Source organism: Sphingomonas fucosidasi (assembly GCF_036663855.1).
GTDB classification, from domain to species: domain Bacteria; phylum Pseudomonadota; class Alphaproteobacteria; order Sphingomonadales; family Sphingomonadaceae; genus Sphingomonas; species Sphingomonas faeni_B.
In genome coordinates this window covers 24,821-41,413 of record NZ_JAXOJR010000013.1, presented here as the reverse complement: position 1 = coordinate 41,413, position 16,593 = coordinate 24,821, and the positions used below count along the sequence as shown (strand labels likewise).

The 16,593-nt window shown below is 61.4% G+C and carries 19 protein-coding genes and 1 pseudogene; 11 read left to right on the top strand and 9 right to left on the bottom strand.

Annotated elements, in window-relative coordinates; all coding sequences use genetic code 11:
* The first annotated feature begins 238 nt into the window (after nt 1-238).
* On the top strand, nt 239-457 hold the full coding sequence (locus tag U1737_RS18830) for a hypothetical protein (protein ID WP_248525112.1): 219 nt from the start codon (nt 239-241) through the stop codon (nt 455-457).
* A 108-nt stretch (nt 458-565) separates the two neighbouring features.
* The gene (locus U1737_RS18825) at nt 566-1,015 is read left to right on the top strand and encodes a GNAT family N-acetyltransferase (RefSeq protein WP_332797840.1); all 450 of its coding nucleotides are present in this window, start codon (nt 566-568) and stop codon (nt 1,013-1,015) included.
* A 283-nt stretch (nt 1,016-1,298) separates the two neighbouring features.
* On the opposite strand, the gene U1737_RS18820 is transcribed toward U1737_RS18825, so the two are convergent.
* The 5 genes from U1737_RS18820 to U1737_RS18800 form a co-directional block, all read right to left on the bottom strand.
* Nucleotides 1,299-1,634, bottom strand: coding sequence for a PilZ domain-containing protein (locus tag U1737_RS18820; RefSeq protein WP_332797839.1), 336 nt, complete (start codon nt 1,632-1,634; stop codon nt 1,299-1,301).
* Nucleotides 1,635-1,746: 112 nt separating this feature from the next.
* Nucleotides 1,747-1,932: a hypothetical protein gene (locus U1737_RS18815; protein ID WP_248525116.1), complete on the bottom strand. Its 186-nt coding sequence runs from the start codon at nt 1,930-1,932 to the stop codon at nt 1,747-1,749.
* A gap of 127 nt (nt 1,933-2,059) precedes the next feature.
* A complete protein-coding gene (locus U1737_RS18810) occupies nt 2,060-2,617 on the bottom strand; it encodes a GDSL-type esterase/lipase family protein (RefSeq protein WP_332797838.1) in 558 nt (185 codons plus the stop codon).
* Nucleotides 2,618-2,677: 60 nt separating this feature from the next.
* Nucleotides 2,678-3,250: a hypothetical protein gene (locus U1737_RS18805; protein WP_332797837.1), complete on the bottom strand. Its 573-nt coding sequence runs from the start codon at nt 3,248-3,250 to the stop codon at nt 2,678-2,680.
* A gap of 626 nt (nt 3,251-3,876) precedes the next feature.
* Nucleotides 3,877-4,113 carry a YozE family protein gene (locus tag U1737_RS18800; RefSeq protein ID WP_332797836.1) on the bottom strand — a complete coding sequence of 79 codons (237 nt, stop codon included), beginning with the start codon at nt 4,111-4,113 and terminating at the stop codon, nt 3,877-3,879.
* Between the two features lie 135 nt (nt 4,114-4,248).
* On the opposite strand from U1737_RS18800, the gene U1737_RS18795 reads away from it, so the two are divergent.
* From U1737_RS18795 to U1737_RS18785, 3 genes are read left to right on the top strand one after another with little or no spacing between them, the layout of a single operon-like run.
* A complete protein-coding gene (locus U1737_RS18795) occupies nt 4,249-4,452 on the top strand; it encodes a hypothetical protein (RefSeq protein WP_332797835.1) in 204 nt (67 codons plus the stop codon).
* Between the two features lie 3 nt (nt 4,453-4,455).
* On the top strand, nt 4,456-4,932 hold the full coding sequence (locus tag U1737_RS18790) for a LexA family protein (RefSeq protein ID WP_248525126.1): 477 nt from the start codon (nt 4,456-4,458) through the stop codon (nt 4,930-4,932).
* Nucleotides 4,929-6,197, top strand: coding sequence for a Y-family DNA polymerase (locus U1737_RS18785; RefSeq protein WP_332797834.1), 1,269 nt, complete (start codon nt 4,929-4,931; stop codon nt 6,195-6,197). Before U1737_RS18790 ends, U1737_RS18785 begins: the two co-directional genes overlap by 4 nt.
* Before the next feature lie 64 nt (nt 6,198-6,261).
* On the opposite strand, the gene U1737_RS18780 is transcribed toward U1737_RS18785, so the two are convergent.
* Complete coding sequence (locus U1737_RS18780; RefSeq protein ID WP_248525130.1) at nt 6,262-6,921, bottom strand: SOS response-associated peptidase family protein; 660 nt, start codon at nt 6,919-6,921, stop codon at nt 6,262-6,264.
* Here U1737_RS18780 and U1737_RS18775 point away from each other — a divergent pair.
* From U1737_RS18775 to katG, 6 genes are all read left to right on the top strand, one after another.
* Nucleotides 6,906-7,472, top strand: a complete 567-nt coding sequence (locus tag U1737_RS18775) for a hypothetical protein (protein WP_332797833.1) — start codon at nt 6,906-6,908, stop codon at nt 7,470-7,472. The genes U1737_RS18780 and U1737_RS18775 overlap by 16 nt on opposite strands.
* Nucleotides 7,473-7,911: 439 nt before the next feature.
* A complete protein-coding gene (locus U1737_RS18770; RefSeq protein ID WP_332797832.1) occupies nt 7,912-8,427 on the top strand; it encodes a DUF3489 domain-containing protein in 516 nt (171 codons plus the stop codon).
* Entirely contained in the window at nt 8,424-8,837 is a 414-nt protein-coding gene (locus U1737_RS18765) for a DUF2924 domain-containing protein (protein ID WP_332797831.1), read from the top strand. Before U1737_RS18770 ends, U1737_RS18765 begins: the two co-directional genes overlap by 4 nt.
* Nucleotides 8,834-10,513, top strand: a complete 1,680-nt coding sequence (locus U1737_RS18760) for a recombinase family protein (RefSeq protein WP_332797830.1) — start codon at nt 8,834-8,836, stop codon at nt 10,511-10,513. Before U1737_RS18765 ends, U1737_RS18760 begins: the two co-directional genes overlap by 4 nt.
* Nucleotides 10,514-10,800: 287 nt before the next feature.
* Complete coding sequence (locus tag U1737_RS18755) at nt 10,801-11,691, top strand: hydrogen peroxide-inducible genes activator (RefSeq protein WP_332797829.1); 891 nt, start codon at nt 10,801-10,803, stop codon at nt 11,689-11,691.
* A 314-nt stretch (nt 11,692-12,005) separates the two neighbouring features.
* Nucleotides 12,006-14,231: a catalase/peroxidase HPI gene (katG, locus tag U1737_RS18750; protein WP_443027159.1), complete on the top strand. Its 2,226-nt coding sequence runs from the start codon at nt 12,006-12,008 to the stop codon at nt 14,229-14,231.
* A 623-nt stretch (nt 14,232-14,854) separates the two neighbouring features.
* On the opposite strand, the gene U1737_RS18745 is transcribed toward katG, so the two are convergent.
* The 3 genes and pseudogenes from U1737_RS18745 to U1737_RS18735 all read right to left on the bottom strand — a co-directional run bounded on the left by U1737_RS18745 (nt 14,855) and on the right by U1737_RS18735 (nt 16,475).
* Nucleotides 14,855-15,121: a hypothetical protein gene (locus U1737_RS18745; protein ID WP_332797828.1), complete on the bottom strand. Its 267-nt coding sequence runs from the start codon at nt 15,119-15,121 to the stop codon at nt 14,855-14,857.
* A gap of 65 nt (nt 15,122-15,186) precedes the next feature.
* Complete coding sequence (locus U1737_RS18740; RefSeq protein ID WP_248525143.1) at nt 15,187-15,702, bottom strand: YciE/YciF ferroxidase family protein; 516 nt, start codon at nt 15,700-15,702, stop codon at nt 15,187-15,189.
* A 282-nt stretch (nt 15,703-15,984) separates the two neighbouring features.
* Nucleotides 15,985-16,475, bottom strand: a pseudogene (locus U1737_RS18735) (nucleoside deaminase).
* Nucleotides 16,476-16,593 lie beyond the last annotated feature (118 nt).

Here is a 16,593-nt window from a genome sequence, read left to right as displayed (position 1 = left end):
GCTGCTGACTAAGCAGCTCAGCCTACTGATAACCGCCGTTTTCTTCGCGCTCTTTGGCGGCGTCTTCCTGTACCTTTTCCATTTCCTCTGCCTCCTCAGCCGGGGTCGCGTCGTCGGTTTTCGGATAGTCGATCATGATCATCTCCTCGCCAGTTCAACGCGCGGCGCAGCTTTCGGGTGCGACGGCTCGTTACCCGCTAGAGCGTTCGTGAAACCGGACGCGATATTGGAGATGATTATGCGATTTATTCAGATCGAGATGTTGCCCGCTGGCAAGGCGCTTATAGACATCGACAAGCTGACCCACGCGATACCCGAGGGGCAGGGATCGCGACTGTTCCTGGGAGCGCAGCACATTGACGTACCGCATTCGCTGTCCGAGCTGGAGAACGTGCTGGCTGGTCGCGAGCGGACTGACGATGGCGAGAACAGCAGGGCGGGGTTCGGCGTACGGTAGCTACCTGCCCGCTGCTCGAACAACTCGCGCGAACCGATTGTAAATGATCGCACTTGCCGCTCCTTGGTGCCTGTGCAGAAAGACCGCGAACTGTTTCAAAGGATTCGCATGATAGCCATACGAATTGCGGAACCGTACGATCTGTCCCGGTTGATGGCATTCGATTCTTTCCCCGGTGACCGGATCGCGGAGATCGTCGAGCGTCGCATGCTGGTGGCGGAGATAGGCGACGTCGTCGTTGGTTATGTTGCCTGGCAGCAGGGCGGCTGCATCGGCAAGGATTATGTGAACAAGCTGGTGGTTGACGATGCGCACCGCCGTCGCGGCATCGCGCAGGCGTTGATGCGGACTCTAAATACTGTCTTGAGCGGCAGGGTGTTCATCTCGATCGGGGCGCGCAACGTTGCCGCCGTCTCGTTTCTCCAACGGACTGGTTGGACGCCAGCGGGGCAGATCCTGGGCCTATTGCCGTTGGATGAGCCGGAGCTTTTCTTCCATCAAAACATATGGCCGACATCGCCAGCAACGCTGGAACCGGCAGAGGACCAGCGAACATGAAAGCGCCCCGCATGTCCGTGTGACTGAACTTTGCGGGGCGCTGAGGGCACGCGATACTGGAAGCGAAGGCCTCGAGCGTCTAATACCGCGGCTTGGTTAATTCACGGTGAAGCATCCCGCCCGCTCCGTGTGACACCTCAGATGCCGCGGGCGGGATACCGAGCATTCGCTGTTGTGGATTCGCGAAGCTCTATGTGCAGTGTTGCTGATGCCTAGCGAGGCGACAACGGGAAAGGTTTGCGTCAATCCCGGAGCGGGACGGTCCAGGTATCGTCGTGCTCCGTCAGATCGCGTCGTTCTGCTCGATGATATATTCGAGAACGCGGTTCGGAAGCGGATGGCTGAAGTCGATCCCGATCGCTTCCGAACTGCTCCAGGCGACCCAGCCGGGCACGTCGGCAAAGTTGGGGATGGCGACGTGAACGAACGTCCCGATAGTCACCGCAAGGCGCGTCTCGATCCTGCAGCCCAATCGCGTGCAGTCGGTAATCCGCACGGCCTGCGTTTCAAACTTGTCCGCAGCAACCGTCGCTGCCCAACTAACGGGAATGCGGAAGGCTTTTCGCTCGTCCTCGGCCAGCCAAGAGGGGTATTCGGGTTTTGATGATCGACTCGCCATAGGCGGGGAGATAGCCGACCGCCCTCAACATCTGGTTACGAACCTGCGTTGATCCGCGCCCCGATCCCGTCGACCGTGACTAGCGCCTTGGCCGACATGCATTAGCGTTGCATCAACGGCCCGCCTTGGCCGCCGCGTTGACGAGCGCTCGAGCGCTCGTGTCTTCGGTTGCCTCGGCCATTGCGTCCCAAGTTTCTGCGGCCCGCACGTGCATCTCGCGGCGGTTTGCGAGCGATGCCGCTTCGGCGGCTTCGCGTTGAGCGGCGGCATTCGCGCGGTAGGTTTCAGCAGGGGTCATCTAAACAATTCCAGCATCGGTGCAGTAGCGGAAAAATCGACATGTGCGTGGCGATCCCCTTTTGCCGCTGGCGTTGCTCTCGACAAGTGAAGAGCGCTTCGGTCGCGTAATACTCAAACGTACGACGCTACAACATTCGCTCCACAATCGGCCGCATCGCCGCGGTTACCGAACTGATCGCCTTCGCATTCGGATGCACCCTATCCGCTAGTACCATGTCAGCATGCCCCAGCACACCAGGCGGGAAGAACGGCCAAACGGTCGCACCGTGGTCGGCAGCCACTTCAGCATGGATGCCGAGATATGCGGCGGCGCGATCTCGAATGAACGCAGGCGGGTCGACGGTCGTCAGCAGCACGGGGATGCTGCAATTGTTCAAGCTCAGCAGGATCTGCTCGAGTTGTGCGCGGGTCCTGCCCGCCGACGTCTGCCTCAGGACGTCGTTCGGCCCTACCTGAACGATCGCGAGTGCCGGGCGACGGTCGAGGCTGGACAGTAGCCGCGGTAAGCGCCGTAGGACGTCAGTAGTCGTGTCACCCGAAACACCAGCGTTGATTACCGACGCGCCGGGGTATCGATGCTGCAACGACGCCTGCAGCTGGGCAGGGAAGCTATCAGCGGCGTGGAGGCCATAGCCTGCAACCAGACTGTCACCGATAGCGAGGATTAGAGGGGATTCTATCATTGAACGTCGCCAGTTAGGACGCCGTTTAAGGATTGTAAGATGGGCATCGGCGGCAACGACCTAGGTTTCGGTTTTCGCCTTTCGCCATTGTCGCAATGCTCCGTCATATGCCTGACGCGCCTCTGTGACGGCCGCCTCTGCCGCACCCACCTCGTCGTGTTCCTGCTTTTCGAGATCAAGCCGCTCCCGCGCCAGCTTCGCCTCCCGATCCGCCAACGCCTTCATCCTGCGGTTGTAATCGGCCGACACTGCTTCCAGCGCAGTCTCCGCCGCCTCGAGCTTAGCGCTGCTTGGCTTCGGCTTCGGCTTCGGTGCAGGCTTTGGTTTCCGCGGCTGCTCGGACGCTTCGGTGTAATCCGAGTCACCTCGATGCGTTGTTCTCGGTTCGGGGGCCGGCATAGCCTTAATCTGCTCGGCAGTCGTGCCCCGGGAATGCTTCACGACCACGCCTGGCGACGCCAATGGCTCTGCGGTCAGTGCGGGGTCTGTGACGAGCTCTGCTATTCCTCGCGCGAACAGGTCCCGCTCGCTGCCCCAAGCCTCCAAGGCAGCTTTCTGACTGGGGGCAGCGACATACGCGTCGTTGAAGCCTGCAACCGTCCGATAGACTTTCAGCTTTTGCGCACGTGCCATAACGATCGATACCGCGGTGTCATGAAGAGGGGAAGTTAGCGGCACTCACCCATGCGATACTGACGCCAGTATCGATCCCAACGCACCGCCGCCCCGGACGCGATCGCAGCACAAGACAACGACCGTACGTCCGGGAGCGTGCATCGGGCAACAACGCGGCTGTAGCTCTTACCGGTCGCCTCACATGTCAACGTTCTGCGGAGGACCAGACGTTCGGTGATCTGCTGGCTTCGCTGCGCCGCCGCGTTGTCACAACGATAGTTTACCCGCCTCGGGTCTGCCGCGCGACAAGGCGACGCGCTTTCGAAGTCGGGCGCCTGGACGCCGGCAATCCGGACCCTGACGCCGTTCGAGCACCATAGCGGTCCGTCGCCGTCATGTACGCGCGTGACCGTGCAGGAGAACGTCGACGCTGGTGCAAGCGCGATCATCGAACCACTCGCATCAGTGCGTCGTCCGGCTGGCGTCTGCCACAGCGTTCAGGCAGTCGGCTAAAACTTTCCACTGTCGGTACTGCTCTGGCTGCCCTGGCGGCGTCTTCTGCATACCGGACACGACCAACTGGCAGGCACCCAGCTGCCCATGATTAGCCATCAGCACGAAAACCTGCTGCCAAGCGTCCTGCATCAAGCAGACAACCAGTCGGACTCGGCATCGTTGACAGCGGCGAACATATCCCCCTCCGCCTGCATGGCGCTGAGATGCTTACGCACCGCTTCCGGATTCCCGTTGCGGGGAAAGCGGCGATCGGCGACGGCTCCGGCCGCGAGCTGACCGACCAGATCGGTCCGGTCTTTCTGCGTGATAAGCCACTGGCCAAACGCGGGCTTCGGCTCCTGCTGGTCGTCGTCGTAATAGGCCATCATCGTGTCCTTCGAATCGTCGGCCCGCTCATCGCATCAGATTTATGTTCCTGCAATGTTCTTGCGAATCAATCTGGATCAGGCCTAGCTAGGGACACGCCACGACCGGCGACTCGATACTGACGGAGCAACGAAATGCAGCACGATCTGCGGCTGAGGGCGGCTGCCCGCGTGATATACGACAACGTCTATTCGCCTGTTGATGCGGTGCAATTCAGCTTCGACGAGGCCGAGCGGTTCGAGACCGTAGAGTACCGCCAAGCCGTTGGCGCAGCCCAGGATGCTCGGTCGGTTCTAGCTGCCCAGCATGATCAGCTCCTCTTCGCGGCAATCCTTTAGACCGTGTCTGCGACAAATCGAGATCGCCCGGTCGTCGTGCCGCTGAACCGCCCTAACGATGCGCTACGGCTTCACGATGTCCCGTTCGAACTGGTGCCGTGCGAGGTGCCTTTCTTCCTCGTCCATACGCAGGCCGGGTTTCCCTCGCCGGCGCAGGACGACATGCAGGAACCGATCGATCTGGGGGCTTGGCTCGTCGAGCATCCAGCCGCGAGCTACATCATGCGGGTCGATGGCCAATCAATGTCTGGCGCTGGGATCAACGATGGCGATCTGATCGTCGTTAATCGTGCCAAGAAGCCGAAGACCGGCGCGATAGTCGTGGCGCTAGTGCATGGCGATCGGACTTTGAAGCGGCTGCGCTATATCGATGGCCGACACTGGCTCGTCCCCGAGGCCGAAGGGTTTTCGGACATCCTCATGGACGAACATGTCGAGATCTGGGGTACGGTCGTCGGCGTTGCGCGCAAAATGGCATGAGCGCACCGATCGCCCTCATCGACTGCAACAACTACTACGTATCCTGCGAACGCGCCTTCGACTCCACTCTTGTCGGCGTGCCGGTCATCGTCCTTTCGAACAATGACGGCTGTGCAATCGCACGATCCGCGGAAGCCAAGGCGCTCGGGATCAAGATGGGCGATCCGATTCACCACCTGCGCGACAAGGTAAAACAGCACGGCATCCAGGTCCGGTCGTCGAACTATGCGCTCTACGGCGACATGCAGCGCAGGGTGATTGCCGCTTGCGAGTCCTTCGCCCGCGACTTTGAGATCTACTCGATCGACGAGACATTCCTCGATCTCGCAGGCTTCGAGGGGCGTGATCTGGTGGCGCACGCAAACGCGATGCGTGCCCAGGTCCAGCTATGGACGACGATACCCACGTGCGTCGGCATCGCGGAAACAAAGACGCTGGCGAAGCTGGCAAACGCTGCGGCGAAGAAGAACCCGCAGTTCGACGGGGTGGCCGATCTTCGTGACGACGGCGTACGGCGCGATGTGATGCATGCGTTCGCCGTCCGCGACGTGTGGGGCGTAGGCGGTGCCACTGCGCGTAAGCTGACCGACCTGGGAATACATACCGCGGGGGCGTTGCGCGACATGCCTATGAAGCAGGCCCGCGCCGTCGGGACCGTCGTGCTCGAACGATTGGTTGCCGAGCTACGCGGCATCCCGTCGAATGCTGTGGAGGCGGTCGAGCCGCGGCGGAAAGGCATGGCCGTTACCCGGTCGTTTGGAACGCCGATCTGCGACTTCGAGCAGATGATGGGCGCGCTGTCGCAATATGCGCTGCGGGCTGGTGAGAAGCTGCGAGTGCACGGACTGGTCGCTGCCCAGCTGACCACGTTCTTCCACACGAACAAGCATAAGTCCGACCGGCCTCAGTACGGCGCATCACGCATGGTGGCGCTCCATCCGATGACGAACGACAGCCTCGAGCTGATCGCGGCGGCCAGGCGCGGCGCGGAGAAGGCGTGGCGCGATGGTTACGCCTACACGAAGGCGGGCATCATACTCGACGATCTGCTGCCCGAGGAGGATCGACCGCGCACGCTGTTCGAAGCCGACACGGCCAAGCGGGACCGGTTGATGGGCGCGCTCGATGCGATCAATGGCAAATTCGGCACATGGACAGCGGTCACGGCCACGCAGGGGTTCAAGCGCGAGTGGAAAATGCGGTCGGAGATGCGGTCGCCGGCATGGACGACGGTCATAGCCGAAGTGCCGTCGGTTCGGGCCTAATCGCATTCCCCCCAAGCGCGCGTCCACGACATCGGTGGATCAATGACGCAAACAGCGATACGCTTTAGATCAACCGGGGCGTCGGCGTGCGTGTCGGAAACACTGGCCCGCGTACCGTCATCCGGTCGGCCGGATATGGCCGCTGCAAGGACAGGATGTCGTCGTAGCTACCGGTCAGCCACTGCTCGTGATCATCAGGCTGCAGGATTGTGATCATCGCCTTGGGGTGGATCGGCGTCACCAGTTCGTTCGCGTCGCAAGTGACCATGGCGAAGTAGCGTTGATCGCCGACCTGCCGCCAGAAGCCGGCGATCGCGAACACAGGTTGGTCCTTCACCGCGAACCACATCTCGCCCTTAAGCGGCTTTTTGCCGTCGCCTAGGTCGGTAGGCTCGCGCGCCCATTCGCAGAATTCCGTCAGCGGGATCAGGCATCGGTTGACCGGGTCGCTGACGAGCGAGCGCCACTGGGGGAGATGGAGAGTGCGGACATTGGTCTGCGCAACTTTGCGTCCGGCCTGCTTCGCCTGCCCCGCTAGGACGTCCCATTCCATCACGTCGAGACCACGCCGATCGCCTTCGTTTCGCACGACATACGTCCGGCCGAACGGACGCAACTCCTTCGGGTCGAAACGGTTGTCCATCGGCTTGTCGGCAAGCCATTCCGCACCGAATCGTTCGGTGATGGTCTCCGGCTCGCCGTCGAACCTTGCTCGATTACACATTAGAGGTTCACCCGACCGACAAGCGCGCCAATCGCGATTACGAAGCCAATGATCACCCAGCCTTCCCAGGTTCGAGGGGACCAGCCAATCCCTACAACCTTTGGCTGAAACCATTCGCGCGGATGATTCATGATGGCTACGAAACTGGCGAGAATGGTCGGCGCTGCCTTCCGCTTCGTGACCCCAAGCAATACATGTCACGAACGGAGGACGCCAGCATGCCCGCGGACATTATGAAGGTAGACGATCAGGCCAAGATCGACCTGTTTCAGGAAATCATGCCGATCGTGATGAAGTACCTGGCCGCAAACTCGGCAGACCAAGAGCTGATCGCCGACGACATCATCGACTTCTTCGCTCTGTCGATCGCGTCGGTGATCCAGAACGACACAAACCTGACGACCCCACAGCAGCAGCGCAAAGGCGTAGAGGCCGCTGGGAAACATATCTCGCACTGGGTCCGGCTCTTAAAGCTGGATCACGAACAACGCGGCGCGTCGCTGCTGGCAATGACGATAGGTGCGGTCGCGTCGGACGAAACGCAGCAATAGCCGTACGTCCTAAACGGAACGCACGTTGGGTCACGGTGCGTTCCGGTCCGCTTGTCACGGCCGATGCAGCGCTCCACGTTCGGTACTAACGGCCTTAAGCCGCGTGCTTCTTAGCGAATTCCGCAAAATACGGATGCATTGTCGGTTCCGCGATTTGAGCTGCCTCCGTTTTCGTGGACACCGGGTTTAGGCGCCTTGGATGAGGCAATGGCCCGGATTTGGCGATTAATGACATCGACTCGGTGGTCGTCGTCACCACTGGGTCATCCTGCGAGTTCGCATTGCGCTCACAAAACCACTCGACTTGTGCTGCTGTCGGAGCGAACACCGGGTCACGGAGCCGCTGGCCGATGAGCCTACGCGGATGCCCGGTCAGCGCGACTGACCGGGCCGCAGGTGGTGGGAGCGGCATGGTGCTGCTCTGCACGGAGACACCACCATGCCCAAGCTATCCGACACACAGTGCCTTCTGCTCTCGGCTGCCTCGCAGCGAGACAGCGGTAGCCTCATTCCTCTACCAGACGGCTATGACCTGGACGACGCTCGTCTTGAGAAGCCGCTCGCCGCGCTGCGTCGCAACAAGCTCATCGAAGAGCGCGAAATTACCGATCTCGCCAGCACGTGGCGCGGTGAAGAGGATTCGCGTACCGGCTTGTTCATTACGCCCGCTGGCTTGCAGGCCATCGGCATTGACGATGGCCCCGCCCCGGTCGTCGCCTCTGGCGACGTGATCAACGAGCTGGCGGCATCCCCGCGCCCGGCGACCAAGTCGGCGCAGGTCGTGGCGCTCCTGCAGCGCGACACCGGCGCTACGCTGCCCGAGATGATTACCGCAACCGGCTGGCTGCCCCATACGACACGGGCGGCACTCACCGGCCTGCGCAAGAAGGGACATGCGATCCTGCGCACGTCGCGCGACGGAGCGACCTGCTACCGCATCGAGGCGGCCGCGTGAGCACGGTCGAAGACCAGATTGTGAGTCTGGGGGCGATGTCATCGGCTGCATTGCGCGAACGCTGGTCCCGGCTGACCGGCTCGCCCGTACCCCAAGTCAGCCCGAAACTGCTGCGTTTGGCTCTTGCCTGGGAGATCCAAGCAACGGCGTTCGGCGGCATGTCACGGACCGTGACACGCTCGCTGGACCAGCTCGCCCGGGGCATTACCAGGACGACCGCGGCAAAACCCGGCATGCGGCTGGTCCGCGAATGGCAGGGCGGCGCCCATGTCGTCACCGTTGGTGAAGATGGTGTGATTTCATGGGATGGCCGGACCTGGACTAGTCTGAGCGAAGTTGCCCGAGCGATCACCGGCACGCGCTGGTCGGGTCCTGCCTTCTTCGGATTAAAGAAGAAGGTCGCGGCATGAGGACCGATCCGTCGGCACGCGTTCGCTGTGCAATCTACACGCGCAAATCGAGCGACGAGGGACTGGAGCAGGCATTCAGCAGCCTGGACGCGCAGCGTGAGGCCTGTGCCGCCTATATCCTCAGCCAGACGTCGGAAGGGTGGACCGCGCTGCCGGAAATTTATGACGATGGCGGCCTGTCAGGCGGTACGCTTCAGCGCCCTGCCGTGCAGCGCCTGCTCGCCGAAGTCGGGGCCGGCCGTGTCGACATTATCGTCGTGTACAAGGTCGACCGACTGACCCGCTCGCTGCTCGACTTCTCGAAGCTGGTCGAGGCGTTCGATGCGTCGAACACCTCGTTCGTCTCGGTCACCCAGTCGTTCAACACGACGACCAGCATGGGACGGCTGACCCTCAACATGCTGCTATCGTTCGCGCAGTTCGAGCGCGAGGTTACCGCCGAGCGGATCCGCGACAAGATCGCGGCGTCCAAGGCCAAGGGCATGTGGATGGGCGGTACGCCGCCGCTTGGCTATGCACCCGATGGCCGCAGCCTTAGCATCATCGACGACCATGCCGCCGTCATTCGTGACATCTACCGGCGCTATCTCGACCTCGGCAATGTCCGAAGCGTTCAGCAGGCGCTCGAGGCCGAGGGCATTCGCACGCCTGTGCGGACCATGACCACGACCGGGCGCATCTTCGGTGGCGTGCCTTTCGGGCGGGGGCAGATCTACTCGATCCTCAAATGCGCGACCTATGTCGGCGACGTCGTCCACCGGGGCCACATCTATGCCGGGCTCCAGCCTGCGATCATCGAACGCGAGACGTGGGACAAGGTGCAAGCGCTGCTCACCGACAACCGACAGGGCGTGAAGACCCGCATCTGCGCAGCACGCCCGAGCCTGCTAGCCGGGCTTCTCGAGGACGGCGCTGGCGCACCGCTCGTTGCCACCCATGCGGTCAAGGGCAAGGTCCGCTACCGCTACTATATCAGCCGTGCTCTTCAGACCGGCACGGCGAGTGCGGGCATGCGAATTCCGGCACGGGAGATCGAGACGGCGGTCACCAGTCGCATCACCGCGCTATTCGTCGATCCGCTGGCGCTTGCCGCCACCGCATGGTTCGATGTTGCTGCTACTGAGATCGCCGCGTACGCCGAGCGTTGCACCGACCTTGGCACAATTTTTCAAGGCAACGCTCGCATGCTGCTCCCTGAGTTTGTCGAGCGTGTCCGGGTGCATGACGCGCGCATCGAGATCGTCTGCCGCCCGGTTGCGCTAGCCATCCTGCTCGGGATCCCTACCGCTCAAGATGCGCCGCCAACCGTTTCCGTCATCTCCGACGTCCGGCTGACGCGGTCCGGGCATGCCATGCGACTGGTCCACGACAATGGCGCACCGCTCGCGACGGCGGCGCCGGACGGGTCACTTTTCAAGCTCCTCCTCAAAGCCCGCGGCTGGTGGGCGCAGCTCCGTAACGGCGAGATCGATATCAAGCGGCTGGCCGAACAAGAGGGCGTCAATCCGTCTTATGTCACGCGCATCGTGCGGCTGGCGTTTCTCGCGCCGGAGGTGGTCGAGGCGATTCTGGCGGGGCGATGCCGGGTCGCGATCGATGGAACATCGCTCACCGCCACCGGAGCCGTTCCGGCGCTATGGCCGGACCAGGTGCGGATGTTGCTGCCGGCTAGGTAGATGACGACCAGAAGACCCAATTACGGTCATTCAGCGACATGCTCGCGCTTCCCGAAATGAGACATTCATGCATCTTTATGCGGACCGACTTTAGGTGCTGCCCGTGCGGGAAGTGCGGACGCGCTAGAAGACGCAGATGACCAGCATGCTTCTTCAGGTCGCCGTCGAAAAAGACTGACTTCGTAATCTCAATCTCAAGCCGGTCGGGCGCCAAACCACTACGCGCTATCGTGATGTTCGGGCAAATCTCCAAGCATTCCTGCGCAAATTGCTCTAAGACTGTCCTCGTGCCTAATGTCGTAACCCCGTCGCTGCGCCAACTGCGCTACCTGGTAGAGCTTCGTGAGACCGGCCATTTTGGTCGAGCCGCGGCGGCCTTAGGTGTCGGGCAATCGACCTTGTCGTCGGGCATCGCCGAACTCGAACGGCTAATCGGAATGCAGCTCGTCGAGAGAACGCAACGCTCGCTGCGGTTCACCGATATTGGTGAGGCTTTCGTCCTGAGAGCGCGTAGCGTTCTTGACGCTACATCAGCGCTGACCGATTTCGCCATTGCCGCGGCAAAGCCGCTTACTGGCACCCTTCGCGTCGGTATCATTCCAACGGTCGCGCCATTTCTTCTGCCGCGCGCACTTGGCGCGTTGCGGGTGGAGTTCCCGCAGTTGGAGCTACGGGTCCGGGAGATGACGAGCGAACGTGCGTGTGCCGAGCTGTATCGCGGTGTTCTCGACGCGGTGATTCTCGCGCTGCCGTATGATTGCGGCAAGGTGGACTATGTCGAGATCATGCAAGACCCATTGTTACTCGCTACCCCGCGGCAGGGGGTCTCACCATTGCTCGACCCACAAACTCTCCTGTTGCTGGAAGACGGGCACTGCCTGAACGATCACGGCTTGATTGGCTGCGGCCTGCCAAAGGCCCGCCCGTCGGCGATGGTAGCGACATCCCTTCATACGCTAGTGGAGCTTGTAGAAGCAGGCTTGGGGACGACCTTCCTGCCCCAAATGGCCATAGACGCCGGACTGATAGACGGTCGACGCATTGACACGACGCCACTGCCATCAAGGGCGGACCGGAAGGTCGTGCTGGCATGGCGTCTTGGCAGCGGCCGCGGGGACGACATGCGCGCCCTGGCGCAGACGATCCAGAATAGCCCTCCCCTCGATAACGACCGATAGGCTCGCCTCCGGAATGGCCATAATAGCAGAAAATCCACGACACCGTGCCTTGGTACCGCGGTAGTTTATGATGTGGTTCCGAGGCAGTATCTCGTCGAAGGTGTCTCGTACGCTGTAACCGCAACATCCATCGGCGTAACTGGTATCACCGCCGATATCATGGCGTATGCACGCGCTGTCCGAGAAATCGTCAGACAGCCGCCTGTGATCGACCGAAGTGATCGATATTTCCCGAATAATCGATTGGACAAATGTCCTTCAGATCCGGCATCATAATCGCAATACGATCGCCCCTATCAAACGAGGACGCCAAAATGGCCGATTATGAACAGCCCAAGAGCAGCGGTTGCCCAATGGGCCCCCAAGGCGGCGGAGAGGTGAAGGCCCGCTCGCTGCTCGGTCGTACGAACAAGGATTGGTGGCCCGATGCTCTGCCGATCGACATGCTGCACCAGCACGGAGTCTCTCCTGACCCGATGGGCGAAGAGTTCGACTATGCTGCGTCGTTCAAGCAACTCGACTATGCCGCGCTGAAGGCGGACCTGACGGCGTTGATGACCGATAGCAAGGCGTGGTGGCCTGCCGACTATGGTCACTACGGCCCGTTCATGATCCGCATGGCGTGGCATGCCGCCGGTACATACCGGGTCACCGACGGCCGTGGTGGGTCGTCGTCGGGTCAGCAGCGCTTCGAGCCGCTCAATTCGTGGCCGGACAACGGCAACCTCGACAAGGCACGTCGCCTGTTGTGGCCGCTGAAGCAGAAGTACGGCAAAAACATCAGCTGGGCTGATTTGTTCATCCTCGCCGGCAACGTCGCGATCGAAAGCATGGGCGGACCCGTTTTCGGATTCGCCGGCGGTCGCAAGGATGTCTTTGCCTCCGAGGGCGACACGTTCTGGGGTGCCGAAGAAATCTGGGTCAACGAGGGCGCGCAGACGCGCATCAGCGAGGATATGCCTGAGCTTGAAGGACCGCTAGCCGCAATTCAGATGGGTCTGATCTACGTCAATCCCGAAGGCCCGGGTGGTGATCCGAACCCCCTCCTGTCCGCGCGCGATATGAAGGCGACGTTCCTGCGGATGGCGATGAACTCTGAGGAAACTGTGGCGCTGACCGCGGGCGGTCATGCCTTCGGAAAAGCGCACGGTGCGAAGCCGGCGCCGCATTTCAAAGCCCCGTCTTCGGAGGCCGTGCACATGCAGGGCCTCGGCTGGCTGACCGACAGCGAGGAGATTGGCCAAGGCCATATCACCACCTCGGGTGTCGAGGGCGCATGGTCGAACAATCCGACCAAGTGGACCGGCGATTATCTGCGCCTGCTGTTCAAGTACGACTATGAGCTGACCGAGAGCCCGGCCGGTGCAAAGCAGTGGCAGCCGGTCAACCCTGAGCCGGAGGACATGGCCCCCGACGCGCGCGACCCCAGCAGGCGTGTGCCGACGATGATGACCACCGCCGACATGGCGCTGAAGATGGACCCCGAGTTCCGCGAGATCGCGCTGCGTTTCCGTGACGATCAGTCGGCGCTCGACGACGCGTTCGCCCGCGCCTGGTTCAAGCTGACGCACCGCGACATGGGGCCACGGGTTCGCTACCTCGGGCCTGAGGTTCCGGAAGAGACGCTGATCTGGCAGGATCCGGTTCCCGAGGGCCCCGTGCCCTCGGACGCGGCCGTCGCTGCGTTCAAGGACGCCGTATTGTCGAGTGGGCTGACCATCGGCCAGCTGGTCAAGACCGCCTGGGCGTCGGCATCGACCTATCGCCGGTCGGATCACCGCGGTGGTGCCAACGGCGCACGCATCGCGCTCGCACCGCAGAAGGACTGGCCGGTCAACGAGCCAGAGCAGCTGAGCAAGGTCTTGGCCAAGCTGAACGAGCTGCGCGGCGACATGTCGCTGGCCGACGCGATCGTGCTGGCGGGTTCGGCAGCGGTTGAGAAGGCGGCACGCGATGCCGGTCATGACGTATCGGTGCCGTTCCTCGGCGGACGCGGCGATGCGACGCAGGACTGGACCGACGTCGACAGCTTCGTCTGGATGGAGCCGCAGGCCGACGGCTTCCGCAACTACCTGAAGACGCGTCACCCGGTGAAGACCGAAGAGCTGTTGCTCGACAAGGCTTCGCTGCTCGGCCTTTCCGCTCCGGAGATGACCGTGCTGGTCGGTGGGCTGCGGGTACTCGGCGCGAACTTCGGCGATGCGCCCGACGGCGCACTCACCGAGCGTAAGGGCCAACTGACCAACGACTTCTTCGTCAACCTGCTCGATAACGACACGTTCTGGGATCTCGTCGACACGTCGAGCGATGAGAAGTTCATCGGCTACGATCGTAGCGGTCGCGAAAAGAAGTGGGAGGCGACCCGCACCGACCTGATCTTCGGCTCGAACTCGCAGCTGCGTGCTACCGCCGAAGTCTATGCCGAGAACGGTCACGAACAGAAGTTCGTTCGCGACTTCGTTCGTGCCTGGGTCAAGGTCATGAATGCCGACCGCTTTGACGTTACGGCCAAGCCGGTATCGTCCAACCAGGCGACTTAAACTATGTTGGTGTGCGGATAGGCCGTGGTCATCTGGCCAAGGACTCAGAAAACCACGGCTTATCCGCCCTGACCTCAGTTACACGATATAAGCTCTAATCGCCTCAATGTCTGGTGCCATTGGCTTCAACGTCCCTGCCCGAGTAAATATTGCTACGGTCAGTGCTGGGTTACGTCCTAAGCAATACAGAAAGACCTTAAGATACGTGCACATACCCCGCCGGGCAGGGTATATGACCCACTTGGTAACGTTGACCCGGCCTCTAGCGCTGCTGAAAACCTGCCATCTGTTCAGCGTCCGTTTCGGCTTGGGATCGTCTGAATGGCATAGCGTCTGTTCCCCTGAACTGAGCAGAGGCAGGCGTCGAGCAGTACCTGCGCTGTCGTGACTGTTCCAAGCGACCGGTGTGTCGGAAGCTATTAAAGCTTCTTAAAGCGATACCGTAGGAAAGTGGCGACGGTACGCGCAGTGACAAGGCGTGATGGAAAGCCGCGCCAGCGTATTGCGAATATTATCAGGACCGGTCGGACGCTCGACGCGAGCTCAGTGGGAGCGCTTACGACAGCAACCTATGCCCCCTCCCCATGGCAGGGGGCGCAATCATCGATCTGGTAGGAGCTGCTTCAATGCTCGTTGGAGTGTCGGTCTTCGGCCGGCGTGTAGTAGCGCGCGATATCTGCTTCGGTTAGCGTATGACCGCTCGATTCTTCGACAAGCGCGGCGATTTCGCCATCGGTCCTGCCAGCGTCGCGCAACTGCTCGATCTCGTCGCTTACCATGTTGATGAAGGCGGGCACCGGGAACCGTTCCTCGCCTAGGCCCCGTGCGTCGCGCATGTGCTTTTGAGCACGTAAGGCTTCGGGAAGCGTGAACGCGATATCGTTAGCCATTGAACGTGCCTTTCATAGAAGCTGGATAATGGTCGGGGAGCATCGGCCCCCCGACGCCGAAACGCTTAGGCGGTAACTGCTTCCGCCTTGGCGTTCACGCTCGACGTTGCCATCGCCGTCAGCTTGTCGTCGGTCGCATATTCCTCATCGAGCGTCTCTTTCAGGATCGCTGCGATATCGGTGCGGCCGAGCTGGTTCGCCCAAGCGATTAGCGTACCGTACCGGGTGATCTCGTAATGCTCGACCGCCTGTGCCGACGCGATCAGCGCGGCGTCGAGCACTGCCTTGTCCTCGATCTCACCGGCGACTTCGTTGGCTTCCTTGATGATGCCGTCGATCGCAGGGCAGGTCACAGCCTTCGCCTTCTCGCCGAGCAGGTCGAAGATGCTCTCGAGGCGCGTGATTTGCCCTTCCGTCTCACGCAGATGGGTTTCGAAACCCTGCTTCAGGGCTGGCGCCGTTGCCTTGTCGACCATCTTCGGCAACGCCTTGGTGATCTGGTTTTCCGCGTAATATACGTCCTGCAGCTGGTGCAGGAACAGGTCGTCGAACGTCACGATGTCTTTGGAAAACAGGCCCATGATTGTGTCCTCGCTGAGCGGATAGCGCCGAAACAGACTGCTCCGGCACCGCCGCAACGCGCCGACTATAAGGTAAGTTTCGTTCGGTTCAGTGCAGCCTTTATGCACGTCCGATCGGTGCCGGCTTCACTATTCTTGATGCCGATCCGGTCATGGATCAGCTTGACCAGACCGGCATTCGAAACAGGTGCAGATCACAGCGATCACGCGCTTCACTGTTTGCAGAAGTGGTGGCGAGTATCCCCTGCCGGCTATGCACTCGCTTGCAGAGAAGTCAGCGGGCTATAGATTTGCCTGCTCGGCGACCGGCAGCTCTGCGTCCGGACCATAATAGAGCTTGGCGCAGCCGTCGCGGAGGCACCCTCCCTCGATGACTATGTCGTCACGGCAGGCGTCGCCGGTGAACGCCAGCGTGTCGACGTGCTGTGCTTTGAAATACATCTCGTGAACATCATCACGACCTGCCCCGTAAACGACGCGGCCGACCTTCGACCAGATCGACGCCATCGTGCACATGCCGCAGGGCTGCAGCGTAGAATAGAGCGTCGCACCACGCAGTTCCAATTCCCCAGTGCTTTCACACGCCCGTCGGATTGCCATCATTTCCGCATGCGCCGTCGCGTCCGGCAATTCCTTCTCTGGTTGCGCTCGCCCGCGATAACCTTGCCGTCGAGCACAATCACGCACCCCAGCGGCGAGGTCGAGGGATCGGATCCCTTCGATCGGGCGATCGCGATGGCTTCGTGCATCCAGTGTTCGTCATCTTGGGTCATCGTCATGGCTCCCGGTTACGGTCGCACAACGCGTAGCAGACACAACGGATCGTTCGGCGCGCTCGTCCTCGAATACCATGGATAGCCGAACGCTACCGTTCATTGCTACGGGTCGTGA

What these genes read in the sequence shown, in the direction of transcription:
- U1737_RS18830 (WP_248525112.1), top strand. Translation starts at nt 239, where the DNA reads ATGCGATTTATTCAGATCGAGATGTTGCCCGCTGGCAAGGCGCTTATA.
- U1737_RS18825 (WP_332797840.1), top strand. Translation starts at nt 566, where the DNA reads ATGATAGCCATACGAATTGCGGAACCGTACGATCTGTCCCGGTTGATG.
- U1737_RS18820 (WP_332797839.1), bottom strand. Translation starts at nt 1,634, where the DNA reads ATGGCGAGTCGATCATCAAAACCCGAATACCCCTCTTGGCTGGCCGAG.
- U1737_RS18815 (WP_248525116.1), bottom strand. Translation starts at nt 1,932, where the DNA reads ATGACCCCTGCTGAAACCTACCGCGCGAATGCCGCCGCTCAACGCGAA.
- U1737_RS18810 (WP_332797838.1), bottom strand. Translation starts at nt 2,617, where the DNA reads ATGATAGAATCCCCTCTAATCCTCGCTATCGGTGACAGTCTGGTTGCA.
- U1737_RS18805 (WP_332797837.1), bottom strand. Translation starts at nt 3,250, where the DNA reads ATGGCACGTGCGCAAAAGCTGAAAGTCTATCGGACGGTTGCAGGCTTC.
- U1737_RS18800 (WP_332797836.1), bottom strand. Translation starts at nt 4,113, where the DNA reads ATGGCCTATTACGACGACGACCAGCAGGAGCCGAAGCCCGCGTTTGGC.
- U1737_RS18795 (WP_332797835.1), top strand. Translation starts at nt 4,249, where the DNA reads ATGCAGCACGATCTGCGGCTGAGGGCGGCTGCCCGCGTGATATACGAC.
- U1737_RS18785 (WP_332797834.1), top strand. Translation starts at nt 4,929, where the DNA reads ATGAGCGCACCGATCGCCCTCATCGACTGCAACAACTACTACGTATCC.
- U1737_RS18780 (WP_248525130.1), bottom strand. Translation starts at nt 6,921, where the DNA reads ATGTGTAATCGAGCAAGGTTCGACGGCGAGCCGGAGACCATCACCGAA.
- U1737_RS18770 (WP_332797832.1), top strand. Translation starts at nt 7,912, where the DNA reads ATGCCCAAGCTATCCGACACACAGTGCCTTCTGCTCTCGGCTGCCTCG.
- U1737_RS18760 (WP_332797830.1), top strand. Translation starts at nt 8,834, where the DNA reads ATGAGGACCGATCCGTCGGCACGCGTTCGCTGTGCAATCTACACGCGC.
- katG (WP_443027159.1), top strand. Translation starts at nt 12,006, where the DNA reads ATGGCCGATTATGAACAGCCCAAGAGCAGCGGTTGCCCAATGGGCCCC.
- U1737_RS18745 (WP_332797828.1), bottom strand. Translation starts at nt 15,121, where the DNA reads ATGGCTAACGATATCGCGTTCACGCTTCCCGAAGCCTTACGTGCTCAA.
- U1737_RS18740 (WP_248525143.1), bottom strand. Translation starts at nt 15,702, where the DNA reads ATGGGCCTGTTTTCCAAAGACATCGTGACGTTCGACGACCTGTTCCTG.